The 24334-nt window shown below is 54.2% G+C and carries 23 protein-coding genes; 9 read left to right on the top strand and 14 right to left on the bottom strand.

The window, feature by feature from the left end; all coding sequences use genetic code 11:
- Positions 1–324: 324 nt before the first annotated feature.
- The 4 genes from HY913_07330 to HY913_07315 all read right to left on the bottom strand — a co-directional run bounded on the left by HY913_07330 (position 325) and on the right by HY913_07315 (position 5741).
- Entirely contained in the window at positions 325–1626 is a 1302-nt protein-coding gene (locus HY913_07330; protein MBI4963069.1) for an HAD family hydrolase, read from the bottom strand.
- 71 nt (positions 1627–1697) lie between these two features.
- Positions 1698–2174, bottom strand: a complete 477-nt coding sequence (gene greA / locus HY913_07325) for a transcription elongation factor GreA (GenBank protein ID MBI4963068.1) — start codon at positions 2172–2174, stop codon at positions 1698–1700.
- A 389-nt stretch (positions 2175–2563) separates the two neighbouring features.
- Complete coding sequence (locus HY913_07320) at positions 2564–4486, bottom strand: molybdopterin biosynthesis protein (GenBank protein ID MBI4963067.1); 1923 nt, start codon at positions 4484–4486, stop codon at positions 2564–2566.
- On the bottom strand, positions 4392–5741 hold the full coding sequence (locus HY913_07315) for a molybdopterin molybdotransferase MoeA (GenBank protein ID MBI4963066.1): 1350 nt from the start codon (positions 5739–5741) through the stop codon (positions 4392–4394). Before HY913_07315 ends, HY913_07320 begins: the two co-directional genes overlap by 95 nt.
- Before the next feature lie 229 nt (positions 5742–5970).
- Between HY913_07315 and HY913_07310 the strand changes: the two genes are divergently transcribed.
- The 4 genes from HY913_07310 to HY913_07295 all read left to right on the top strand — a co-directional run bounded on the left by HY913_07310 (position 5971) and on the right by HY913_07295 (position 10949).
- Positions 5971–7338, top strand: coding sequence for an MFS transporter (locus HY913_07310; protein ID MBI4963065.1), 1368 nt, complete (start codon positions 5971–5973; stop codon positions 7336–7338).
- Between the two features lie 37 nt (positions 7339–7375).
- Complete coding sequence (locus HY913_07305) at positions 7376–8308, top strand: glycosyltransferase family 9 protein (GenBank protein MBI4963064.1); 933 nt, start codon at positions 7376–7378, stop codon at positions 8306–8308.
- A 498-nt stretch (positions 8309–8806) separates the two neighbouring features.
- Positions 8807–9850 carry a TonB-dependent receptor gene (locus HY913_07300; GenBank protein ID MBI4963063.1) on the top strand — a complete coding sequence of 348 codons (1044 nt, stop codon included), beginning with the start codon at positions 8807–8809 and terminating at the stop codon, positions 9848–9850.
- A 307-nt stretch (positions 9851–10157) separates the two neighbouring features.
- Entirely contained in the window at positions 10158–10949 is a 792-nt protein-coding gene (locus tag HY913_07295) for a DnaJ domain-containing protein (GenBank protein ID MBI4963062.1), read from the top strand.
- Between the two features lie 158 nt (positions 10950–11107).
- Here the strand turns inward: HY913_07295 and HY913_07290 are convergent, their stop codons facing one another.
- From HY913_07290 to HY913_07275, 4 genes are all read right to left on the bottom strand, one after another.
- Positions 11108–11692 carry a hypothetical protein gene (locus HY913_07290; GenBank protein MBI4963061.1) on the bottom strand — a complete coding sequence of 195 codons (585 nt, stop codon included), beginning with the start codon at positions 11690–11692 and terminating at the stop codon, positions 11108–11110.
- A gap of 154 nt (positions 11693–11846) precedes the next feature.
- On the bottom strand, positions 11847–13262 hold the full coding sequence (locus HY913_07285) for an ABC transporter substrate-binding protein (GenBank protein MBI4963060.1): 1416 nt from the start codon (positions 13260–13262) through the stop codon (positions 11847–11849).
- A gap of 159 nt (positions 13263–13421) precedes the next feature.
- Positions 13422–13748: a hypothetical protein gene (locus HY913_07280; GenBank protein MBI4963059.1), complete on the bottom strand. Its 327-nt coding sequence runs from the start codon at positions 13746–13748 to the stop codon at positions 13422–13424.
- A gap of 153 nt (positions 13749–13901) precedes the next feature.
- Positions 13902–15191 carry an ATP-dependent 6-phosphofructokinase gene (locus HY913_07275; protein MBI4963058.1) on the bottom strand — a complete coding sequence of 430 codons (1290 nt, stop codon included), beginning with the start codon at positions 15189–15191 and terminating at the stop codon, positions 13902–13904.
- A 272-nt stretch (positions 15192–15463) separates the two neighbouring features.
- Between HY913_07275 and HY913_07270 the strand changes: the two genes are divergently transcribed.
- The 5 genes from HY913_07270 to HY913_07250 all read left to right on the top strand — a co-directional run bounded on the left by HY913_07270 (position 15464) and on the right by HY913_07250 (position 19604).
- Positions 15464–15751, top strand: a complete 288-nt coding sequence (locus HY913_07270) for a helix-turn-helix domain-containing protein (protein ID MBI4963057.1) — start codon at positions 15464–15466, stop codon at positions 15749–15751.
- A 63-nt stretch (positions 15752–15814) separates the two neighbouring features.
- Complete coding sequence (locus HY913_07265; GenBank protein ID MBI4963056.1) at positions 15815–16222, top strand: TerB family tellurite resistance protein; 408 nt, start codon at positions 15815–15817, stop codon at positions 16220–16222.
- Between the two features lies 1 nt (position 16223).
- Positions 16224–17231, top strand: a complete 1008-nt coding sequence (locus HY913_07260; GenBank protein ID MBI4963055.1) for a hypothetical protein — start codon at positions 16224–16226, stop codon at positions 17229–17231.
- Between the two features lie 347 nt (positions 17232–17578).
- The gene (locus HY913_07255; protein MBI4963054.1) at positions 17579–18676 is read left to right on the top strand and encodes a hypothetical protein; all 1098 of its coding nucleotides are present in this window, start codon (positions 17579–17581) and stop codon (positions 18674–18676) included.
- A gap of 565 nt (positions 18677–19241) precedes the next feature.
- A complete protein-coding gene (locus HY913_07250) occupies positions 19242–19604 on the top strand; it encodes a hypothetical protein (GenBank protein ID MBI4963053.1) in 363 nt (120 codons plus the stop codon).
- Between the two features lie 355 nt (positions 19605–19959).
- On the opposite strand, the gene HY913_07245 is transcribed toward HY913_07250, so the two are convergent.
- The 6 genes from HY913_07245 to HY913_07220 form a co-directional block, all read right to left on the bottom strand.
- A complete protein-coding gene (locus tag HY913_07245) occupies positions 19960–20310 on the bottom strand; it encodes a hypothetical protein (protein ID MBI4963052.1) in 351 nt (116 codons plus the stop codon).
- Positions 20303–20683 carry a type II toxin-antitoxin system RelE/ParE family toxin gene (locus HY913_07240; GenBank protein ID MBI4963051.1) on the bottom strand — a complete coding sequence of 127 codons (381 nt, stop codon included), beginning with the start codon at positions 20681–20683 and terminating at the stop codon, positions 20303–20305. The genes HY913_07245 and HY913_07240 overlap by 8 nt, the downstream gene beginning before the upstream one ends.
- A 91-nt stretch (positions 20684–20774) precedes the next feature.
- Positions 20775–21113: a hypothetical protein gene (locus tag HY913_07235; protein MBI4963050.1), complete on the bottom strand. Its 339-nt coding sequence runs from the start codon at positions 21111–21113 to the stop codon at positions 20775–20777.
- Positions 21114–21221: 108 nt separating this feature from the next.
- The gene (gene ychF / locus HY913_07230; GenBank protein ID MBI4963049.1) at positions 21222–22298 is read right to left on the bottom strand and encodes a redox-regulated ATPase YchF; all 1077 of its coding nucleotides are present in this window, start codon (positions 22296–22298) and stop codon (positions 21222–21224) included.
- 282 nt (positions 22299–22580) lie between these two features.
- Positions 22581–23492 carry a zf-HC2 domain-containing protein gene (locus tag HY913_07225; protein ID MBI4963048.1) on the bottom strand — a complete coding sequence of 304 codons (912 nt, stop codon included), beginning with the start codon at positions 23490–23492 and terminating at the stop codon, positions 22581–22583.
- Positions 23489–24094: a sigma-70 family RNA polymerase sigma factor gene (locus HY913_07220; GenBank protein MBI4963047.1), complete on the bottom strand. Its 606-nt coding sequence runs from the start codon at positions 24092–24094 to the stop codon at positions 23489–23491. Before HY913_07220 ends, HY913_07225 begins: the two co-directional genes overlap by 4 nt.
- Between the last annotated feature and the right edge of the window lie 240 nt (positions 24095–24334).

Below are 24334 nucleotides of genomic sequence, written 5' to 3'. Positions count from 1 at the left end.
GTATAGTTGCAAAATACGGACCAAGCAACGACGTATTGACAAGGCGATCTCGTGGCGGCGGAGCAATAATTTAACAACCGTGAATTTAGGCGGCCTGCAAGATTTTCAAAAGCATTCGAAAAACGAAAGGCCCTCATGCATGGTAGGAACAAAGGGGCCTCTCAATCACTATTGCAGTAGGTAGGTATTACAACTATCAGACACCAACCAGGTGTGGCTGTTCCAAAGAAAAGGAACAAAAGAAGCAAGAAGCCCTTGGGAAACCCCATAGAGGCCTGGAAAGCAAGCGCGGGCAGGCCACCGAGGTTTCTTGCACATCAAAGTTCAAATTAATGGCTGAAGCGCGGCAGGAAGTTCGGAAATGCTGTTAAGCACCCTGCGTGGAGCAGTTTGCGCGAGCTCTTCAGCGGAGAAAATCCGTCCCGCCACGGCAAACGCATCCATCCCCGCGTTGGCAGCGGCCTTGACATCAATGGGCGAGTCCCCGACATACACCGTGCCGTCTGCACTGGCGCCAACCGACCTCATGAATTCCTCGAACATCTCACCCGCCGGTTTGGCCTTGAAACCGTCCTCCGCTCCTATGATGCGGGCCATATTCTTCGAAAAGCCAAAGTGCTCGGCCATTCTCCTGGCGTATTCGCCGCGCTTATTGGTGATTATGCCTTGCACGATATTTCCATTCAGGGTTTGCAGGGCGTCCAGTGCGCCGGGCATCATGGAAGCCTGCTTGAGAAAGATCCGGTCGTAGTAATCTCGAAATACCTTGACGCCAAATTCGGCTTCCTCGGGCTTCAGGTAGGACCGAACAAAGTCTTTCAAAGAAATGCTTGTGACCCGAGCCACCTCTTGCTCGGTCATCAGCGGGTAACCGAGCGTCGAGAACATATGATTAAATGCGGCGGTTATGGTTCCGATGGAGTCTACCAGGGTGCCGTCCATGTCGAAGGTTACCGCTGCTACGCGTCTGGTGAGGAGCCGAGGTACATCCCGGAAGCCTTCTATGCGCACTGCGGGGATGCCGGTACGAGCACAGTACACGAACAAATCATGCAGAGCCAGGACCACATCGGCCTCTCCCGCGGCATGTCTGTCCGATTCCCCGTCCCCGATTAGTACGATCCTGTCGTAATCCGGCCGAAACCGTCGCACCACGTTCAACTTGCAGGTCCCGCATGTGCCGCAAGCAGGGTTGTAGTGGGGGCTTGCCATCGACACCGAGGCGTCCGGTCCAAACCTCATCTCGTTGGCAAAGATCTCCAAGCCTCGGATATTGTGGTTGTTGAAAAGCGCCTTGATGGTGGCATCGAAGCCATCGGAAACGATCTTTACGTCGATGCCGTTCTCCGATGCCCACTGGAGGAAGTGCGGAAAGTGCGGATCAAGGGACGCGTGGCTCAGGACGAATTTTTCAAGGTCCTCCTGCGTCATCCTCATCATCGGGGCTATCGCGCGATAAACGGCCAAGGAGCCTATCTCGCCCCGAAAGTACCTTTTTACCTGAAACCGCCATTCCGGGTCTGTCAGATGATCCCTGACCAGGCGGTTCACAGTGTCCTTTGTGGACACGGTGCCGTCAAAATCGCACAATATAAGGATGCGGGGGGTCTTTTTTGTCTCAGGCATGGAACTGTGCTTCCAAACTCGCGGTGGGTGGGCCAAAAAACAACGCTTTATAGTAAACAGTACAATTCAGCTCAGGAGATCTCCAATACTTCATATTCGCGGAGCCCGTTCGGGGTCTTGACTTCAACCACGTCATTAACTTCTTTTCCGATCAGGGCCTTTCCAAGAGGCGAGTCTATTGAAATGATTCCCTTGGAGATGTCCGCCTCGTCCTGCCCAAGGAGCTTGTAAACTTTCTGTTCACTGGTGTCCACGTCTTCGATGGTGACGGAGGTTCCGAAAACGATTCGATCGGTTTGAGGCAGGGCCGCCAGATCAATCACCTCACATGCCGAAAGCCTTGCCTGGAGGTCTCTCACACGAGTTTCAATAAGGGCCTGCTTTTCCTTGGCGTAAGTGTACTCGGCATTTTCCGACAAATCCCCGTGACCGATCGCTATTTCAATCTCTTTGATAACACTAGGTCTTTCTACACGAATGAGCCGGTCGATCTCTTCCTTTAACTTTTTGTGCCCTTCCGGGGTAATAGGACGTCTTTTCGCACCCATCGTCTATTCCTTTTGCACTACAATCAAATTCGACCGCGGATTCTGACGCGGTCGGCTGTCGAGGTTCGCAGCAATCGAGAACAAGAACGTCCCTTCGCAACTGCTGCCCTCTTCCTTTTGTAACAGAGTCGCCTCCCGCGGTCAACAGCCGGGGATTCTGGTCAAGAATATGGTTGATTTGCTGGCAGGCCGGCAATTTTAGCCGGTGCATTTGATCTCTTAGTGTGGGACAGGCTTTCCAGCCTGTCATTATTGGCCCTTTAGGAAAGGCAGGCTGGAATCCCGCGAGTGGCGGGACTGCCCCACAAAAAACAGAGGGTTCCCCGAAAGACTGATACTAATTCGCTATTAAGCTGGCGATATCGGCAAAGGCCTGCACGCAAATCGCATCACGGTTCCGTTATTTCTTCACCGCTGCGTTCGACACCGTATCCGCCAAGTTCGAGGACTCTTTTCTTGAACGACGGGCCTCGAAGCACCTCCAGTAGGATTTTGATTTTCTCGTCCTCGACGTTTTCCATTGGGATTACAATATCGTATTGCTCGGTTGCCACGGGGATGAAGTCAAGTCCCAAGGCTTTCGCGGCGGCCAGAACCCCCATGCCGACGTCCGCGACTCCTGACAATACCGCCACCGCAACTGAGGTATGAGTGTACTCCTCCATTTGATAGCCCGTGATTCCGTCAGGGTCTAAACCGGCCTTGTCCAGGCAATAGTCCAACAACACCCTGGTCCCCGCGCCGGCTTGACGATTAATAAACGTTACTTCCTCTCGAAGCAGGTCTTCGATGCCACGAATGTTTTTCGGATTGCCCTTAAGGACCATGAAGCCTTGTTCCCTCATCACGCAGTGGAAGACTTTTACCGGCACGTCGGGAATATGCCTTTTTATGTACGGCCAGTTGTAAATACCCGTCTCAAGATCCAGCAAATGTGACGTGGCCATGTGAGCGCTGCGGCTCTTGAGTGCCAGCAAGCCACCGAGGCTTCCCACGTGGCTGGATGAGAGGTAAACGTTGTGGGGGATCAACTCGTCAGCGATCAGGTCAAGAGTGAGGTCGTGGCTACCTATGCAAACCACGGTTCGCTCTATCTCCGCGACGGGCCTCAACAGCTCCACTTCAACCGCGGCTGACTGGTCTATCCCTTCACTTCGTGCAGGAATACGAAGGATGCCGTCCGCGCGCGTCAGCGTTGTGATGGAGCCCGCGCCGCGGGGCAGGGGTGCGGCGATCACCCTTCCACCGACTTTACCCAGCTTGACACGGAAGAATTCCTCCCGACCGAGTTTGGAGGGTATTTTTCTGGCCGTTACGGCCGGAATTGTGGGTCTGTGATGGTGAGGCAGCCCCAGCATGGTGTGGAGGACCGGAAGAGCAAAGACCTCGAACGACAGGACCGCTGAAACCGGATATCCTGGGTTGCCGATGACGGGCTTGCCGTCCACGATGCCGAGTATTGTCGGCTTGCCCGGCATCATGGCCACGCCATGGACAAGAACTTGGCCCAACTCCCCTATGGCCGCGGCCGTGTAGTCCTCACTCCCCGCGGAAGACCCCGCGTTCATCACCACGAGATGCGCGTCGGAGCGAACGCCTTCCATTATCGCTGATTTGACCTCAGCAAAAGTGTCCGCTACTATCGGGGTCCTTCTGGCAATGCCACCAGCCTGCTCAACAAGCCCGGCTAGGACAACCGTATTGAACTCCAGACTTTTCCCCGGCGCGGGGTCCCTCTCGCTGAGTGTGTCCGCTTCAACAAGCTCGGACCCCGTGGGGATCAGCACCACGCGAGGTTTCTCTATGACTTCTACTGCAGCTATGCCGCCTGCCAGCAGGGCACCTAGCTCGTACGCGGTTATGCAATGGCGTCCCGGCATGATCATTTCCGATGCAACAAAGTCCTCGCCGACCCTGCGGACATTCTCCCAGGGCACCAGCGCCTGGTCGATCTCGAAAGTCTCATCATCCAGGAAGTGGACGTTTTCTATCATGACCACGGCGTCGACGTGCGGGGGGAGCGACCGACCGGTGTTCACCGGCCAGGCGTCACTGCCTATTCGCAATTTCATGGGGTTGTCAGGCCCAGCGCCGAAGGTGCTTTCAGCAATCAGTGCGAACCCATCCATGGCCGCGGTGTGAAAATGCGGGGACGAGAGTCGGGCATAAACCGGGCCGGCTGTGACCCTGCCTCTGGCCTCAGCCACCGGCACCCTTTCAGACCGTGGAAAGTTTCTCCTGTCGAGATGGGCCAAAAATATCGCCAGGCCTTCTTCGGGAGGCTTCATGTCCAGGTAAATGTTTCTTCTCAAGGCTCTCCTCGATCCAATCGGCAAACAGGCTTACGGTGACCTCATCGCCTTTGTACAAGCCTTCGCAATCCGGTTCGATCCTCACATAGCCGTGCGCACGAACCATGGCCGAGATCACCCCCGACTTGCCGGGAACGGGAACGGCAACTATGCCATCCCTTTGTTCTTGCAGCCGTACTCTTATGAAATCCAGCCTCCCTTCCTTGGAAGGAACATTGCGGCTCAGGATCGCTTGAACGGTAGGGTGCAAGAACGGACTGACCACATCTTCGCCTTCAAGGCGCCGAATTAGAGGTACAACGAACTGTTCAAAACAAACCATCGCGGACACAGGATGACCAGGCAGCCCGACGACCGGCCGATGGCCTATCCTGGCTAGAATCAAAGGTTTTCCCGGAGATACCGCTACCCCGTGAAGCAGGATCTCCGCATCGTCATAGGATTCAATGGCCTCGATTACCAAATCCCGGCTTCCCATAGAACTGCCGCCGGAGATGAGAACAATGTCCGCACTCCGAACGCCTTGCTCGATTAACAAAGACAGCTCCCGCAGTTTGTCCGGAGCAATACCGATCCAAACGGGATGCGCATGGGCTACTCGTACGGCCGCGCTCAATGTATGGCGATTCACGTCTCTTACGCATCCGGGTGGCGGCTCTTCTTCGACCGGAACTATTTCATCCCCTGAACTTATGACCGCGACGCCAGGCCTGCGATAAACTTTGATCGTCGATCGGCCCATCGCTGCCAGGAGTCCTATATCTTGTGAACGCAGCCGATGACCGCCTCCGAGAAGAGCTTCCCCCCGCTTGAAATCCTCCCCTTTGCGAACAACATTGTCGAATGGGGCAACTGCCTTGAGAATTTCAACGGTGTTCGAGTCCAGTTCTTCCACGTGCTCGACCATTACCACCGCGTCCGCGTTGGAAGGGAGCGCCCCACCTGTCCAGATGCGCACCGTCTGGCCCCGCTTCAGCATGACGCCGTGGATTTCACCCATCGCCACCTCGCCGACAACCGTGAACAAGGCCGGCATGGTTTCCGTCGCCCCAAACGTGTCCATCGATCGGACGGCAAATCCGTCCATTGTGGAGCGATCAAAGCTCGGCCAGTCCTCGCTGGCCTTCACAGGTTCAGCCACGACGCGGAAGAGGGCCTTGTCGACGGAAATCACCTCCGTGTCCAGAGCCGTGAAGCGTCTCAGGAGACCCCTCGCCTCGTCCGCACCGGCCGCCTTAAGAAAAGGCTTGAGCATGTGTATTCTCTTCAGGTCAAATAGGGAGCTTAACGGGACAAAGCATAGCAGCATGGCAGGCCTATGTCAAAAATGGCTGAACCCCGAGGTCAAGGAAGTTGTGTAACAGCATTTCCTTGCGAAGAACGCCCCGTTTTTCGGCGCTGGTTGGCGGCTAACGGATTCCAGCGTGACTCGACGGTTACTCTGTTTGGGTGGAATTTGCGGGAACGAGTTCGTTTGATTTGTTATGGTGTCGGATATCACCTTTGTTGGCACGGCCCCCTCGCCACACACAGAGAGGCACATGCAGGAACCTCCGACAGGAAAGTTGTTCAAATACCGATGGCTGATCTTCTGGATCATGGCCGTCTCTTACGTCTTCGTTTATTTCCATCGGCTCTGCCCGGCAGTTGTCGCTGTAGATCTACAGAATGCTTTCCAGGCATCCGCCGGCTTTATGGGACTTTTGGCATCGGCCTACTTTTATCCGTATGCCATCATGCAATTCCCAGCCGGCCTTTTGTCGGATACCCTGGGACCGCGAAAGACCGCGGCTTTCTTTCTGGTGATCGCGGGAGCCGGCAGTCTGATGTTCGGCCTGGCCCCAAGCATGGAGGTGGCGCTCGCTGCCAGGATCATTGTGGGCTTGGGCGCATCGATGGTTTTCATACCGGCTATGAAGATTCTGTCGCAATGGTTCCGCGTACGTGAATTCGCTTCCATGACGGCCATCCTCGCGGCTATGGGAGGCGTCGGCGCTTTGACTGCCACGACTCCCCTGGCTTTAATGACCGAATGGTTCGGCTGGCGCGTCTCCTTCGAGATCATAGGAGTTGCGACCCTGGTCATGGCCCTACTGGTATGGACCTTCGTCCGCAACCGCCCTCAAGACATGGGATGGCCTTCTGTGTCGGAAATCGACAGTATCGGACCCGGAACATCCGCTCCGCCTTTGGTAATCCCGGTTTGGGAAGGGGCGTTGCGCGTTGTCAGGGAACGTTATTTCTGGCCCGTTGCAGCCTGGTTTTTCTTTTCTGCAGGGGTGTTCTTTGGTTTCGGCGGCCTTTGGGCCGGACCTTATTTCATGCATGTGTACGGCATGAGCCGCGCCGAAGCCGGTAACGTGCTCACCATGATCGCCGTGGGGTTGATCGTTGGCAGCCCGTTGGCGAGCATTCTTTCAGACAGAGTGCTACGCAGCCGGAAGAAAGTGTTGGTGATGGCGTCTTCCTTGGTGGTGTGCCTCATTCTCCTGCTCAACGCGTTCCCAGAGGGATTTTCCCATCCGATGCTCTACCTCTTCATGTTTCTGTTCTCGATCTGTTCGGCCGCAACAATAGTTGTAGGCTTCACGACGGCCAAGGAACTCTTTCCCGTTGAGATTGCGGGGACATCAGTGGGTACTGTAAATCTGTTCCCATTCCTGGGTGGTGCCATCTTTCAGCCTGTCCTCGGGTGGATCTTGGACGCATACGGAAAAGATCCTGCAGGCATCTATCCCATAGGAGGGTACAAGGCACTGCTGATCGTCCTGCTGGCGTCATCCGTCCTAGGTCTGGTTGCAAGCCTCGTGATGAAAGAAACCTTCCCCGGTTCGGTCGGCAGCCGGTATTAAATCGCGAAGTGCGAAGATCCGGGCTGGAAGCCACCTAATGGATCATGCCCTTGGAAGAACAGCCTCCAAGTTGACAAAAGCAGTGCTGGTCGTGCGCTCGGGTGCTCTCGGGGACACCATCCTGACCCTGCCGCTCCTGGAATCCATTACCGCACAGTTTCCCGACGCGGCTCTCACGTTTCTCGGCAACCGATCGTATCTGGAACTGGTCCCTCCCCATATCGCGGTCCGGTCCATTGACAGCCCTGATTGGCTATGGCTCTTCAACAGCGATTCATCCCGGTCCTCGGCCCGCGAACCTGTATTCGACCAAGCCTACGTAATACTCAATCGCGCGGATGACGTGGTATCCAATCTCAAGAGGACAGGGACCCATTCAGTGCGCTGGACTTCGTCCAGGCCGGCACCAATGAAGCATGTGGTGGAACATCTCCATCAAGGCCTGGGCCTGCCCATGCCTCAGAGAAAACCTGCACTGGCGCATCTGGCGCCGGGGAAAGCAGAAAATCTGATCTGGATTCATCCGGGGAGCGGAGGTCCCAAGAAATGCGCGCCCTTGGAATTCCTTTCCGCAATGGCCCGAACCCTCGCGAACTCCATCGGCCTGGACCTGGCCATAACAATTAGCGAACAAGACGCATTCCTTAAGAATCTTCCGGGCTGGAGCGAATTAATAGATCACCCACGAATCACCTTGCTTGAAAACAGGCCCCTGGCCGAGATTTGCAGGAAGCTCGGCGCCGCGCGCTTGTTCATCGGCAACGATTCCGGCATCAGCCATTTGGCCGCGGGACTGGGAGTCCCCTCAATTGTCTTGTTTGTGGCCACCGATCCGCTGCAATGGATGCCGTGGGCGCCACCGGAGAATCTGCTCGTTTTGGATCTTCGTGAGTCGCTACCCCCGCCTGAGCAACTTTCCGCGCGGCTGAACAAGTTCATAGCCAATACCACGCTCGGTCCCACAGAATAGGCCAGCGTCTTCCTTGTCATTCCCGCGCTTAAAGGCCCTCCTGAAAGTGCTGCGCGATCGCTTTGCAGCCATGGGGGTGAATTAAGGATGCCGAATCAAAGGAAAGGTGGGCACAGCCCGCCCACATAGACCGGAACTCCTGTGTGAAACGTGTGATGTGACATCAGGCCTGGGTATTTTGAGACTGCCTGTAGAAGCCGAAGGAGCCGATTGCAGACGCGCGCTATGGCCTCCGTCCGTCCGAGAAAGCGTGAAAAGAGGCGGGTTTTTGGCAACGCGAGGGAGCGGACGGCAATCTAGTGAGGCTATAAAGATCAGTGAAATTCGGATAATATAACAATCACATCAAGTAATTTCTCTGATACTGAAGGCCAAGATTTAATATTAATTCTAGGTTATTAAGATAAATCTCCAATTATGTGTGATTTTTTTCTTGACAAATAAGTAACGACCGGTAAAGGTGTGTCCTAACAGAACGTTGTCTCTGGGAGGGAGGGTATGTTCCTAAGAAAACCCAAAACACTACTGGTATGTCTAGCGTTTTTGCTAACTACTGCCGTCGCGGATGCCCAAGCACAAGTCTGGGATTTCAGACAGGCCGCATTGGGTGACCGCCAAGAGGACCTTGCTAGTCCACCAACTGCTCCACCTATGGGCACAATGACCGCAGCCCAGTCCAAGCCGATCAGAAAAGTGAAGCCGTCTGCGGAAATCGTGAAGTGCCGGCCTCCGGTATCGGCTGTCACCCATCCGATGGGAGCGCCTTTCGGATTCATGTCCAACTGTGTGCTTCCCATTACCCGGCCGCAGGGTTGGGAACTGGACGCGGAGGGTATGTTTGCCCGAACCAAGGGCAAAGCGAGATTACTCCGAGGAACTTTCGGGTTTGCCACATTCGGCACTGATGATGTGGACTTCAACTCGGATATGCAGGTGCCCGACCACAACTTTGTGGGCACTTTCTCGGTCCGGTACAGGTTTAAACCTCAATGGTCAGTCCGGTACTCGATCATGCCCACCGCAATCGAGGGTTCCGGGCAACCGGGCAGGGGCTTCACCTGGGGCAATATCAACCAGGCCGGCTTCGCACAAAGTGTCCGCACAAAGTGGGAACGCCTTTATCAGCGGGTCGGGATGGTCTACGATCCGATCAGGACCTACTCATCCAGAGTAAGCGTGTTCGGTGATTACGTCCGGCTCAATGAAAAGCTGAACGTTTTCCAAGTCGGCTGCTGCGGCGACACTCTGGACAATGACCTTAACATGGGTATGGCCGGAGTGGAGTTTGAACAATGTTTACGGACCGGGCGTCAGTGCAACACTCTGTCTTTGGAGTGTAAAGCGGGCGTAGCCTTCGGTGACGAAGCCTTCGGAACTGACTTATCCACGGGCCTCAAGTACAGCATAGCCATGAACAACGGACGATGGGGCTTCGTCAGAGGTGGATATCGGTACGTAACATTTAAGAAAAAGTACAGCGATGTCAAGAGTATAGACACAGCGATGGAAGGCGGCTTTCTCGCAGTAGGTGTCATCTTCTAAAGGATCAAAAGGGGCCGGAATTGCACGGAGGGATGATCCGGCCCCTTCACCGCTTTCTTGTCGATGGTCACAGGGAGAAGATGTTTTTGACGCCCGACCGCTCCTCAGGCCGTTTCCCTCCCAGCTCTTCAATAGCCCGGTCGGGCTTTTTTTTTGTACGTTGAAGAAGCACGGCAAGCTTGCTTCTCGCACTGAAAGGGATAACATAAGCTACGGTAACACTGGACGGAGGGCATGGCGGAAAAGCTCTTTACCAGCAAAGGTGTCCCCCGATCGACTCCCACGGAATGGCGTTAGCAACGCGGCTATGACTCTTCAGCAACAAATTCTAAGGATTATATTGGAACGGCCCGGCACGCGCTCGGAGGCTTTCTCGCGGCTGTTTGACCTCACCGCTTATAGACTCAACCGAGTATTTCGGCACATAGAAAGGGACCTGCACGATCAGATCCTTGTTCGTCATGACGGGAACGGGGTTTGGATCGTGGATCTGGATCCGTCAATATGTCACGCCATGTTATGGTCCGGGTCGCGGGAGCGAGGATATGTGCAATGCCGGGGAGAAATCGCGTTTTCCGACCAACGTTGTTACGAGCACACACAGCATGAGAATCCCGAAATGGTGGCGTTCAAAAGGCTTCTAGCCTATCTGGCCGGTCCAGCCGAGCCCAGCGCGCGCACGCTGAGTCAGCTTGCTCTTGCACAAGTCGAAGATCTTCTGCATACCCTGGAGAGGATCTCTCCAAAATCGCGGCGGGACCAAGACACAAAGCGCAGGCTCGCGGCGGCCATCCTGGCCGCGAGAGCGCATCTGAAGTGGCGAGACGAAATGCGGCGCCGTCGCGCTCAAGACAGGTGGATTCCTCCGGAATTCGAGGAACGTCATTGGCGTTCGTCCGGAAACACTTACGAGTACAGCCTAAAGAAGCATTACGTGGTCCTTGAGATTCCGGAGCAGGCCACAAAAGAAGAGGTCCTAAAAGCCTGGAGAAGGCTGGCCCGGCGATTCCATCCGGACGCCGCGGGGGGCGACGAGGAGAGAATGAAGGCTATCAACCTCGCAAAAGAGAAGATCTTTCGAATCAAGAGATGGGACTGACCGTGCCCGCCGTAACATGAAGTTTGCCAGAAGCTGTCCAGCAAAAATCTTTGGCAACGATCACATTTCACCCCGGCCCAAATGAACAAGCCCAAAAAGAGAAGGAGACGGTTTCCCGTCTCCTTCTCTTTTTTCATCTGTGATGCTGGTATAAGAAATTACCAGTAAGCCCCGAAAACCCCATGATTCTGCTCTGCCAAAATTTTGACAGGGTTGGACTTCTTGTTTGCGAAAGGCCTCATCATTCTGCGCGGTGCGCCGTATCCTGCGCCGACAGGTCGTCCCGGCCCGATTCCATATCCCAGCATTCCCGGTGGGCACATTGCCGGTCCGCAGGGCGGAGGCATGCATCCCGGAGGCATGCAGACAGGCGGTGGGCAAGGCGGCGGGCATTTCGCCATAGGTCCACACATGGGCGGAGGTCCGCATCGTCGGACGCACTTCTCTAACAGACAATCAATCGCGTCGAAGGGAAGCGCGATCACGCCGGTAACCAGGTTCCACGCGCCACCGCAGATTTTCGCGAGCGCCCCAGGCCTACACTGCGGAGGGGGGCACGGCGGTGGACCGCACATGGGCTGAGGACCACACATCGGCGGCGGGCAAGGCGGAGGTGGTGCGCACATGGGTGGCGGGCACTTCATGGGCGGGCATACCGGGCCGCCGGCAACGGCCTGAGCGACCCCCATTGTGATCAGAATTGCGGCTAGAGCGAGGGCCCTAAGCAGAGTTGGCTTGCTCATTAGACCTCCTTGGAACGAAAAGGGCTCGCAGACACGATCTGGACTCGCGCCTGCCCCCGAATAATCCAAAAAACGTATTAGTAAAGTGCAGACTACCAAAAGAAAAGCGCCTATGTCAACCAAGAAATCATCGGCAACCGGTACAGTAAGGCCCCTATTCGTCCTTCTCCTCCCATATAATCTCTGTGTCGTCCTTTTTTTCACTCTCAGGTCGTTTGGGGAACCCCATACGGCCGCACCCGAAATCCAGGGTGCGTGAGGCACCCAGTTTTTCGACTATCTTGCGCGTTGGATTACCACCGACAGTCTCCCACTGCTGTACCATTACTTCCAGTATGGGCTCATGATTCTTGTCGAATTGAATTCTGCCTCTCGGTCCGGAAATCTCTGTGTTTTCAATGGCCTTTATCGTCCTGGTAACGTCCGCATCCCTTAAACCGGCCTCCCGAAGCGCATGTAAAATCACCGCCGCTAAATCGCATCCCTCCGCCGCCCGTATGGCAGAAGCCACGTCTCGCCCTGTTTTCTGTTTGATGCGGCCAACGAATTCAACGGGGTCCTCCAGGGTCGTCAAAGTCCTCACTCCCTCTGCGTTCTTCCCGCAAAGAGCAAGGGTATGTGGAAAAGCGGTCAGGGACTCAGGACCGACCACAGGTTGGGTTAGTGCCGGAGAAGCGTCCCGAACGGCCTTGAGGAATCCTACAGCAGGGCCTTCCCTGAACGAGGCGAATATGAAATCCGGAGCGGTCTTGCGTATGGCTTCCAGAAGATCGTCCATTTTCCCGGTGTCTGCGCCGACCATCAGTCGATCTCCGAAGGTCCCACCGGCCTTCTCGAATCCGTATGCAAAGTAGTCGGCCTCCTCGTTTCCCTGGGTGTCATCATCGCCCGTTATGAACACCTTGCGGCCAAGGTTCTTAACCGCCCAGGGGGCCAGTGGCTGCGACGATTGGTAGTTGTTCCCGCACAGGCGGAAACTGCCGGTGAGACACAACTCGCCTCCTACCAGGCGGACCGACCGGTTAGTGACAAACAATATGACGTTGGAACCGGCAACCGCATGAACAGCCTTTTCCGAGCCACCAAGAGAAGGCGGTCCGACCAGGAACTGGACCTCCTTGTTCATTACCAGCTCGGCCAACGCTTCCAGGGTCTTTTCGTCTTTGGGACCCGAGTCCCTCTTGACGATATCCAGGGGAGGCGCGTCGACCCCTTTTTCAGCCATAAAATACTCGAATCCCGCCATCAGAGACGCGGCCTCCGCGGCGAGCGGCCCTGTTTCGGGAAGTATGAATCCAATTCTGACGGGGCGATCTTCTTCTGCGACAGCTGACGACAAACCGCACACCAGCAGAGTCCCAATCCCGGCTGACGCTACAAGAAACTCGCGCCGGGAAATCCCGATGCGTCCTCCGGAGGCCATGCGGCTGCAGGGCCGCTCGTACGCTTCCGTCTCCGGTCCGCCGGCCCGGACCGAGGGCACACGCCGGGAATGGTTGTCGCCTTGTTCCGGCGCGTTGCTCGAACGAGAGTCCGCACTGGACCTTTCGTATCGCGAAAGCAATTTCATTGAGAAATCCCCATTTTTGCCGGGCATCCTATCCTAAACTTGGTGCTCTGTAAAGTAACGCAGATCGATGACATACCCGCCGTATGAGCGAAAAAAAGCCCCCCGTGGTGTAACAACCGCGAGGGGCGCTTTCTATAGGCCTTGGTTTAGGCTCAATGCTCAGGGCATTGGCCGGCCCCAATACCCAGCCGGATAGGTCTTGCTGATCCTGGCCTTGCTAATGGGTTTGCGCAAAGGCGGGGCGCAAACAGGGGGCGGGCAATCCATACGGACCCCGACCACCTTGCAGCTGGGCGGTATAAACGAGTCCTGGGAACACTTGACGATGGCCATCTCAGAAGCATGGGCCGGTGTCGGGCCCACACCCTGGTATAGCGCTCCCCGGATGTTTTTTGCTGTTGCTACGAAGACTGCGGCGTGGCTCGCTGCTGCTATCATCAGCACAAAAAGCACGCCAGCGACAACAACCATTACCTTCCTGTTCATCTCATACCTCCGTTGGGCGTAATGATAAGTTATATCTCCTGTACAGTCCAGACTTTTAAATCCACCGAGCAAAAAGCCGTGTTTCCAAACGCTTTTTTGCCCCAAGGAGCCCTCATTAGGCTCTCCATACCGTTGAAATTGCGATGACCTGTCTCACCCCGTTTCCGGTTTGAAAGTCGGTTGGCCTGTGGCTTCAAGAACGCTGCGCCACAGCCGGCCGTTGAGATCGACGTGCTTGCGCTTTGCCACCACCAGCCCCATAGGGATGTGAACAAAGTCATCGTTACAGTTGCCGACCACGAGGTTGGTGCTTCCCGCCATACCCGCGTGAACCCCGTTTTGTCCCAAAAAGCCGCAGAACACTGAATCGCCTGCAGTTGCCGGGACCGAGCGAATAAGGTAACTGGGGTCGATGTACTTGAGGTTTAGCTCTATGCCTCTTGACTTGAAATGATCGGCTATCCTCTGCTTGAGATACAATCCGATGTCGCCGAGGCGAGGATTGCCGGATTCATCCGCTCCTTCGGCCCCGCAATAACACTGGCCCGCGCCTTCAGCCACGACAATTACTGCGTGCTGCCTGGCCGCGATCCGCTTTTCCAGCTCTGCAAGAAATCCGTGCGGGCCATCGATGTCAAATTCGGCTTCAGGGATAAGTACAAAATTGGCGTCCCGGTTTACCAAGGCGGCGCTGGCCGCTATGAAACCGGAGTGGCGGCCCATCAATTTGACAAGCCCTATTCCGTTGGGCGCGCCGGTCGCCTCGACATGGGCCGACCCGATGGCATCCGCGGCTTTGCTTACAGCCGTGGCGAATCCGAAGGACCTCGAAAGCAAGTGGATGTCGTTGTCAATGGTCTTTGGGATTCCTATGACACCGATCTTGTCGCCCCGATTGCGAATCTCGTCCACAATTCTTTCCGCGGCCCTGAAAGTGCCGTCTCCGCCGAGCATGAACAGTATCCCTATGTTCAGTCGTTCCAGCGCGTCCACTATCTGCTGAAGGTCTTGAGGACCTCTGGAGGAAGACAGAATTGTCCCGCCCCTTTCATGAATGCCTGCAACCAGATCGGGGGTAAGTTCCATGACGGAATGCCCGTACTTGGGAATGAATCCCTGTAGACCATATCGTATTCCCAGGATGTTTCTGACACCGTATGTATGATAAAGAGTGAGCACCAATGAGCGAATCACATTGTTAAGCCCGGGACACAACCCCCCGCACGTTACAATTGCGCACTTGAGCTTGCTGGGATCAAAGTAGATTTTTTTTCGGGGGCCTGCCTTCATGAATGCAGCGGGCTTCTGTCCTCCCTTGATGCAGTCCTCCACCCTCTCCGCGGAGATATCCAGCAGGACCCGCTCGTGATCTTCCACGAACTGGCCGGTATTCAACGGAGAGTCGATCCGTGGGGGGCCAAGGGATTCGATAGTCGTGTCCATACCTTCCAATGCTCCAAATGAACTGGTGTGCTCAGTCCATTGTTTGGTAATGCTCCTATGTACTTAGGACGATTCACCATAGCTCAGAATCAGTAAAAAATCAATAAAGAAAGCCCATTAGCATCCAACTCTGTAGGTATGCGTACGGAAAGAGAAGAATTTCCAGCGATTGCCCCGGCTGATGCTTCAATTCCCTCGAACAACCTAATGGTTTCCGTTCACGCAAAGAATTTTGTTGACAGCGTGACTCATCATATGATAAGTCATATAACATGACGCAAGAAGCGAAGATTACACCGGAAGCGATAAAAAAATTCCGAGAGGATAAGAGGCTTTCTCAACAGCAACTCGCCTCGATGCTCAACGTAGGCGTAGCCTCGCTTTCTCGATGGGAAAACGGGACTAAAGAACCCACTGGCCCGGCGGCAGCTATATTGGCCGCTCTGATCGGAGGTGCAAGTGTAGGGGGCATGTTGGGCGTGGGTCTAGTCGGGAGCGGCTATGCCATCTATCGTCTACTGAAGGAGCGTTTTGAGGGTGAAGAGAAGGAAACCAAATAGAACTCTCATGAGTGCCAAGAGGGATGTTTTTGAATTTCATGAAACACGGAGGGGATGGATCTCATGTTCCTGACTTTATTGACTGAAAAGCAGAAGGTGGCTTTTCTTGCCCTCGCCAAACGGCTCATTGAGTCAGACACGCACTTGTCCCTGGAGGGACAGAATCTGATGGAACTCATGAACAGAGAGATGGGGTTCCCTCGTGAACGTGATATTCAGCCCAGAGAGATCACAGAAGTGCTTCACGAGTTCGATTCCCGAAAGGCAAGAGTTGCTGTTTTGCTCGAACTCCTGGGCCTCGCACATTCCGATGGAGACTACGGTAAGGAAGAGAAGCATCTGATAGAGGAGATTGCCGCCGGGTTTGAAACCTCCAAGGAAGAAGTCTTGGCAATGGAAAACTGGGCACTGCGTCAACTAGCTCTGGCCTACGAGGCCACCCAATTTTTTTCCGAGAAGGAGGGGAACTAAAATGCCGCTGCCTCTAATCCTCATAGGAATCGCCGCGGGTACAGCCCTTTTTGGGGCCAAGAAAGGGTACGACGCGTACTGTGACAATCAAGAAGCCTCAGACATCAATCGTCAGGCCCAACGGGTCTTCGATGATGCCAGAGAGGAATTGACGAACTCTCGTGACAAAACGGCAAATATCCTAGCGGACCTGGGTAAGACCAAGCTCACGATTTGGGACCAGCCGATGTCCCGTTTCATAGGTCTGTTTGAAAGGATCAGAAATGTCGAACTTGAAGGACAACCTGTTGTGGAGGGACTGCATAGTGGGGTCATCACCAAAGAGCAATTGGTTGCAATGAAAGACTTGTCCTTGAAAGCCCACGAGGTAGTTATCGGAGGGTTCGCCGCCTTGGGAACAGGGGCGCTTGTCGGGGTAGGTAGCTACGGTGGGGCGATGATGTTCGCCGCCGCATCAACAGGAACCGCGATCAGCACCTTGTCTGGGGTTGCAGCAACTAATGCGACCTTAGCATGGTTTGGGGGAGGCTCCCTGGCAGCCGGTGGTCTTGGCATGGCTGGCGGAATGGCAGTTCTTGGCGGCTTGGTAGCAGGACCGGTGCTTGCAGTAGGGGGACTGGTGCTTGCTGCCAAGGCACGAGAAAACCTAGCCAAATCTCGGACTAACCTTGCTGAAGCCGGGAGGGCTGCCGGAGAAATGAAAAACGCCACCAGTATCTTGAATGGTATTTACTCCGTCGCGACGGCGTTTCGTACCATAATCCATCAGGTCCATACCCGAATGGTCAGAGTGCTAGATGACCTTGAGGATGTCATTTCAACATCAGGGACCGACTACTCCCAGTACAGCCTTTCGGAAAGAAAACGAGTCCACGTAGCGGTTCAGTTTGCTCAAGTCATGAAACTTCTCATTGAAACCCCGCTACTGACCAAACAGGGAGGAGTCGATCCTGACCACGTCAAAGCCATTACGGTTGGCCGCAAACTTCTGGAATCGGCAGGTCAGTGAATCTCTGTTAGGGGAAAGAGATGCCAGGGAAAAAATCAAAAAAGGACTCGGTGGATTCCCCAGTGTCATTTGGAGGCTCTCAAAGCGGGGCTTTTTTCTCCAGCCCTCGTGCTGATGAAAGCGATGCCATGCGGGAAGGGATGGACTCATTGCGCGAGGGAGCGCGAAAGGCGGCTGGAAGGCTGATCGACAAAAAGCAGGGTAATCTGTTTGAGTACATAGAGGCTGCTAAATTTAACGCAGATGCAGCCCTAAAAGGTTCATCTTTGCGAGCGCACGTTACCGAGGCTCAGGGTTCTCCTCATGCACCGGTGGACATCGAAATTACAGATGGCAAGAAGGTCATAATGGAAGTTCAAGCCAAGTCCATGAGCAATCCTAAAGTCGCCACCGTGAAGTTGAGCCAGCCCAAATACCGAGGGATGGGAAAACTTGTCCCCAAAGGACAAGAAAACGAGGTTCGGAGAATATCTGAAAAGGGCGCACAGAGAGAAAATATCTATGCGGAGGATTATAAAGACACTGCACGCAGAGTAACGGGGGAGCTGAAAGCCAGAGCGGTAAGGTCTTCGGGTACAACTTACCAGGAGAACATGGAAGCGGCGCAAAGCCCGAATTGGTATGCAGCCAAACAGGAATTCAAATATGTGGCAAAAGAAGGAGGAACTGCGGCTGGATATGCGGCTGCATCGGGGTTCATTGTTAAAGGAGCCATTTCGGGAATGAAAAATGCTATGGCCGTGCTTAAAGGCGAGATGACTGGTAAGGATGCTGTAATTGAGACAATGAAAGATGCGGCCAGTGCCGGAACTCGTGGTGGGGCGACAGGAATGGGGGGAACGATTATCCGTCATGGAGCCACCAAGATGGGAATTGATACTCTAACAAAATCTAACGTGGCTACGGATGTTGCTGCGGGGACTATTGAGGTAGGAGTAACCATTTTCTCCTACGCCAGAGGTGAAATTACCGCTTGTCAAGCGATGGAAATGATGGGGCAGACAGGTGCTAGTACCATGTCGAGCATCTATGCAGGAGCCGTAGCTGGTCTGGTTTTTGGTCCGGTCGGAGCAGTAGTTGGGAGTGTCTCAGGTTATTTATTGGCATCACATGCTTATAATTCATGCCTGTCTATTCTCAAACAAGCCCAGTTGGCAGCGGAACAATCGGCTAGAATAGTGGCTCTTTGCGATGAAGCGTGTCGGGAAATGGAGGCGCAGAGAAGAGAATTCGAGATCTTCATTCAAAAGAATCTTCAGTCCCGCCAGGAGCAGTTCATAAGTTGTTTGGCTGCAATAGATCTGGGGTTGTCTTCGGAATCCCCAGAAGTCACGACCCTGGCCCTTGCAGATTTCGCAGCACTGATGGGACGGGAGTTGAGGTATTTGACGTTCGAGGCATTTGATGAATTTATGGTGACGACGGATGCTCCGCTCATCGTGTGAGGTGGAAGCCGTAGCTCAGAAGGTCTGGGAAGGGATATGTCCCCATTGTGACAGGAGATTGGCGTGTCATCGTAAGTCCGACGGAGTAATTCTTGTAGCAACAAGAGAGGAGGCAGAACTAGCCTTCAAAGCCGCTCTTTCCCTCGTCATTAGTAGTCCAACTGGATTCGCCTTTTCCCCAGAACTCCTTAAGGGTTTTCCTGAAAGTATTTCTGATGCTTTTTTTGATCTTGTCCACTTATGCCGAGCGGGAATAATAATGGACGGAAAGGTGGCTCAGGGAGCCGAGTGGCCAAGATGGAGAGGAATGTTCGTCATTACTTTGGGTTCAGCCCGGCATGTATAATGACGCGACTCCGGTTGGACAGGGTTATGAGGGCGAGGTTGGACGCGGGCAAGTAGGTACCCCCGGCGACGAATGAGCGCGAACACTCGATTTAGGGGCGGCAGGGAGCCTGATGGCAAGTGACGCGGCGCGGGGATCGGTGCGGAAGGACTCCTCAGTGATTACCTCGGGTTGTTTGCCTCAAGATTCTGTAAGAAGTTTCCAACGAGGAGGTTTGTTATGGCAAACGAAGATTTCAACAAGCTTCAGGGAGAATTGAGCGAAGATGAATCACTTCTTTTCGAAATCTTCATCGATCCAGTTGCCTATGACAGGTCTACTGGGAGCCTAGTCGGCCACGCCACGCCATTTTACAAATCAATATCCCAAGTCTTGAAAACGCTGTTGCCAGACATGTCTCAGGTAAGGATTCAAAGTGCCATCAAAGGACTAGAATCACACGGGCTAGTAGGGCACTTATCCAGTCCTGATTACGAAGCCCTGCGTCATGACAAAGGCATTCGTCTGCTACAAAACAAGCTGACAGAAAAGGGCAAGGCACATGCCCAACGATTAGCGTCGACTTCGGAATACTTACTATAAGCCGCTGCCTCACACTATTCGAGGAATTGCGTGATGTTGTCAGAACTAGTCCCTTGCCTCACGGGGGAGGGACCTCAGACCCCCCATTTCGCGCATCGAATTACAACAAATGGGGGTACTTTTCGGCAGGGTCAACTTGCCGATATCATTAGGGACTACTTGGTTGGCCGAACCCCGGTGGGCTCAATTTTGTCCCCTCAAAGACGCTGTTTGGTGAGGGCTCAGTCAACAAGATCTGCAAGGAACCCGTCGGCGCCTTACCTCGTCCCCCTGTACCCATCGACTCTGATTCGACTCGACAGGAAATAGCGAGGGGTTCAGAACAAAAGAGCGATGAAGAAACGCTACGCGGCCCTCAGGCATTTGCCGCCTTCACCGAGTAGTCATCTGGGGTCATCTGGGCCACGGGAAGAATCACGTCTGTAACCCAGAGGCGGAAAGCCCCGTTGATCCTTTCTATCGCCTCATCCCAGTCACCATCGTAATCCGACTCTTCGATGTCTTCGATGGCCTCAGCGGTCAGCCCTGAGAATTCGGCCAGATCCTCTCTTGTCATGCGGAGTTTGTTGCGGACGTCGTAGACTTGCTGAGCGAGAGCGGCTTGCTTTCGTACGAGTTCCAAATGAGCGACTCTTTCAGGGTCGTCCTTGATATATCGGTTATACGCCCATTCAACAGCATCAGTACTGAGTTTCTTTTCATTCATCGTCCCGCTCCCAGTGAAGGGTGTGAGATTCCGGGCCCGTTCGATGCCTCGCCCTTTTGTCTTTCGCTTTCTGGATCTCAATCGGAGGAACCTTCTTGGTGTCCTTGTGAAATCCGTGAGTCACTGCCGCGGTCTTCCTTTCGTAAAAGAAGTATAACATACGCAGTCGGACTTTCTTGACGCGCACTCTCAATTGCCAGATTCCATCTTCAAGATGTTCTGCCGCGGGGAATCCAAGCTCATAGCCGTAGTCCCTTAACTCCTCGATCCGTTCGTAACATGCGTCCTGCTCGTCAACAGAGCGCTTGTCGACCCAGTCTTGAACCGGGACTTTATCTCCCTCCTGATAGAATACGACTCGCACCGGTGGCAATGGTTCAGCCTCCGTCCTTTCTTATCACCAATTTCTGAGAAAACGTCAACTTTCAAAGGTTTCTCACACATGCATCCGGCCGCGCAGGCCTCTATTCCTTCCAGCAGTGAGCTGCGCAACGCTGCTGACACTGCTGTTCCTGTCGTTCATAGCCTGGATTGCAGAGGGTGACGCAGCCGCTGTAGCACGCTACGAGGCTGTTGACACCTATGGGCAGTGGGGTGGTGGGGCTGCTGGGATCTTTGGGATTGGCCGCCATGGTTTTCGGGGTGCCTGGTTGCTGCGTGGTGATTTGCATCCCAGACCCGGCATGTTGAACCGCGCCGGAATATACAATGAAAGTCGACGCGGTCTCGCATTCCAACGCGATCCAAAAAATTGCTGCTGCCACCGTACAAATCAGATTTCCCAGGCGCGTTCCCACATTCAAAATTCCGCTCCCCATCAAAATTTGTAATCAGTAAATATTGATGCTTTTTTCAGCTTCCGGATTCCGGCAAAGATTCCGTCCGCCGGAGGAGCCGATCCCCCCCAAGGATCAGATGTTGAACCGGAACAGAATTATGTCGCCGTCGCGGACCGGGTAATCTCTTCCCTCCAGCCGCACTTTTCCTGCTTTGTGGGCTGCCGCCAGGGAGCCCGCGGCCTTGAAATCCTCGAATGCCACAACCTCGGCCCGGATAAAACCCCTTTCCATGTCGGAGTGAACCGTCCCGGCAGCCTTCAGCGCTGTTTTTCCTTTTTCGAGTTGCCAGGCCCTGACCTCAGGCTCCCCCGCGGTGAAAAAGACTATAAGGCTCAGAAGTTCGAACGACTTCTTTATGATCCTGTCTTTCGCCCCCTCTTCCAGCGCCATCTCGTTTAGGAATTCCTGAGCGTCCTCGGGGCTCAGTCGGGCTATTTCAGCTTCCGCGTCCGCGTAAAGATAATCCAGGGCAACGTCGGGATGGTCCGCCAAATGTTCTCTGATGTGGTTCAGCGCGGTCTCAATCTCGGAAGGCGATTTATTCTCGCCCGCGTTCACCAACACCAATTGTGGTTTGCACGACAGGAAAGCGAATCCTCGGAGCTTTTCCGATTCCATGGCGGGCGGAAAAAGCCTCAAGGGTTTTCCGTCATCCAACATGGACCTGGCCTGTTCAAGCAGATTCAGCTCTTCTGCAAGGTCTTTGCGTCCTCTTTGCACGTCCTTGGAAACCCGTTCCACGCGTTTTTCCACCACGGCCAGGTCGGTCAGAATCATCTCTTCTTCTGCAGCCTTGAAGTCCTCCAGAGGACGAGGGGAGCCGAGCGACGACGAGTCGAAGAACCTTACGCAATGAACCAAAGCATCCAACGGGCGGATGTGTGCGAGAACTTTGTCGCCGATTGACCGCCCCGGTTTGCCTTCACCGGTTATCCCTGCGATATCCAGATATTCCACATGGACGGGAGTGACCTTTTTGGGCCTATGGTGGTCCGCGAGAAAATCCATGCGAGGATCATTAACCATCACCACCCCGAGCGCAGGCTGATCCGGTCCTCCCCTGCGATCCGCGGATTCAATACCCCCTGTGAGTGCCCGGAACACCGTGGTTTTCCCGCTGCCCGGCAGGCCTATGATTCCCAGTTTCAACGGACTTTGTCCTCCCTTTTTTTACTTACGCACTATTCGGTCCGGTGAAAGGCCTATCAATTCAGCCCGCGACCGCATCCAAAATGATTGCCGAACCGGAAAACCGCTGTGTTGCTCGCAACAGCCACGAACGTCCAAAGCAGTCACGCACGGATCTTGGAGTGAAACGATCGGGATGTCAACCAGGGGAGGGGATGTCTTCGCGCGGCAGACCGCCGCTCTGCGGCCTCGTCTGCTCGCGAACAAAACATCAATTGGGACGAAGATTAAGGATAAATCTGTCTAGGGGGTACGAACGAATCGAATGTAGAGCAGGACGTTGTTGCCTTCCTTCTTCAGAGGGGCCACAGGCTGGGCTTCCGAGCCCGCACCGGTTTCGACCGCGCCGTGGTTGATCAGTTCGGTGGTAAGGCGACCGTACGCGCTGGGGGGAATAAGAACACCCACTACAACGCCTCCGTTGCCGGGGGTCCTTTGGTCAACAAGCTGACCTTGAATATTGGGTAATATTTTCTTCAGCGATTCCAGGGCGATGTCAATACTCGGGCTTTCGACTGTCAGGTTATCCGCACCCATCCTGTCCGCGATAGTGGCAAGACTCTCGCCTCTGATTCCTAGGTTGCTTTGAAATGAACTGGGGGGTGCCATTGAATAAAGGGGAAGGGTTCCGGCGGGACTCGAAGGCGAGGTCTCGGACGCCTGGGTGAGGACGCCTGAAACCTGCATCTGGTTCGCCGGAAGGGTCGCTGTGCCTCCAACCGCGCTCCTGGCCTCCGCCGTGGACCTGACTGCCGCGGTTTGAGTGGGACCACTATATGCCACGGAAGGCACTATCTCCATATATTGCTGATTATACACAACAATTCCGATGACAGCCACGAACGCGAGAGCTGCTACTCCCGCTGGTAATGGCAAATAGGGCGTGGAAGAAAAGAAGTTCTTGAAAAAATCCAGAAATGAGGAGGAGGCGGGTGATGATTGGAGTCTCGCGTTGACTTGGGCTACGAAATTCGGTGGCGGGGAGACCTGCTCGAGGTTGGTCAGTGCTCGCACCGTAATTCCGTACCATTTCATGTCTTCTCGACAGCCAGGACAGTGGTGAAGATGTTGGTCAAAAACCTTCTTGCTCTCCCCGTCCATTTGCTCGTCATAGACATCCCCGAATAAAGCGCTGATTCGATCACAATCACTCATGACAGGACCTTCTTCAATTTTTCTTTTACAACCATCCGCGCCCTATGCAGGCGAGATTTGGTGGTTCCTTCCGGAAGATCAAGCATCTTGGCTATTTCATCGTATGAGAACCCTTCGATGTCCCTGAGAATCACTATCTCTTTGTGATCAGGGTCGAGTTCGTTGATTGCATCCTGAACAATCTTCTGAATCTGTTTTCCCGCCAACAAGGTCTCGGGATTGGTAGACAAATCAGGTATGGCCTTTTTCAGCGCATCCCGATCATCGTCGCCGTCCGATTGTCCTCGATTGGCGAAGTACCCGCGGCGCTTTAGGTACTTGAACCTGTTCTTTCCTCTGTTTGTGGCGATTTGAAACAGCCACGTCGAGAATTTTGCATCACCCCTGAACTTCTTCAGATTCTGATAGGCCGCCGTGAAAATCTCTTGTGCTAAGTCGTTTGCTTCCTCTGAGTCTCCCACAAATCTGTAGGAGAGGTTATAGATCTTCTTGTAATACTTTTCAACAAGGATATCGAACGCCTCTCGCTCACCCTGTAGGCATCTCCGCACAACATCTCGATCTTCGTCAGTTTCTGCGTTGAAAACCGAGATCAGGAGCATACTTACCCCATTCAGACACAGACATCCCAGAATTGTTTCAAAGGAAGGAAACACTTTATTAATTTTTCTCCATCAGGCAATCTCACCGAAAATAAGGAAAAAAGGCCGGGAAGTCAAGGACGAACCCCTTGAAAGCTTGGGTGAACAGCACGTTCCAAAAGGCCCCGCGGCCCCGGTCGTGGTAGCGCGCATTGACCGGCGGGCGTGAACGGCTCTTGAAATCATTCGCAAAAAAATGTT

It is taken from the genome of Desulfomonile tiedjei (assembly GCA_016212925.1).
GTDB lineage: Bacteria > Desulfobacterota > Desulfomonilia > Desulfomonilales > Desulfomonilaceae > JACRDF01.
The sequence above is the reverse complement of the archived record's forward strand: the minus strand, read 5'-3'. Positions and strand labels throughout refer to the sequence as shown.